Origin of the sequence: Clostridioides sp. ES-W-0018-02, assembly GCF_020658175.1 — a bacterium.
Classification (GTDB): Bacteria; Bacillota; Clostridia; order Peptostreptococcales; family Peptostreptococcaceae; genus Clostridioides.
Window position 1 is genome coordinate 1 of the sequence record NZ_JACVVY010000058.1, and the last position, 330, is coordinate 330.

Sequence of the window (330 nt, forward strand, 5' to 3'; positions counted from 1 at the left end):
CTGGAGGTCGTGAGTTCGACTCTCATTATCCACCCCAACTAATATGGTCTATTAGCTCAGTCGGTAGAGCACCTGACTTTTAATCAGGGTGTCCCGCGTTCGAGTCGCGGATAGATCACCAAAAAGGCGGCGACATAGCCAAGTGGTAAGGCAGTGGACTGCAACTCCTTGATCCCCAGTTCGAATCTGGGTGTCGCCTCCAAAATATTCCAAGGTAGCTCAACGGTGGAGCAACCGGCTGTTAACCGGTAGGCTGTGGGTTCGAGCCCCACCCTTGGAGCCAAAAAAGCCGAAGTGGCGGAACTGGCAGACGCACAGGACTTAAAATCC

At 53.3% G+C, this 330-nt stretch carries 3 tRNA genes; all 3 read left to right on the forward strand.

Going from position 1 to position 330, the window contains the following annotated elements:
* Positions 1–45 precede the first annotated feature (45 nt).
* The 3 genes from IC219_RS21475 to IC219_RS21485 all read left to right on the forward strand — a co-directional run bounded on the left by IC219_RS21475 (position 46) and on the right by IC219_RS21485 (position 283).
* Positions 46–121, forward strand: a tRNA-Lys gene (locus IC219_RS21475).
* 7 nt (positions 122–128) lie between these two features.
* A tRNA-Cys gene (locus IC219_RS21480) sits at positions 129–202 on the forward strand.
* Positions 203–208: 6 nt separating this feature from the next.
* Positions 209–283 (forward strand) — tRNA-Asn (locus IC219_RS21485).
* Positions 284–330 lie beyond the last annotated feature (47 nt).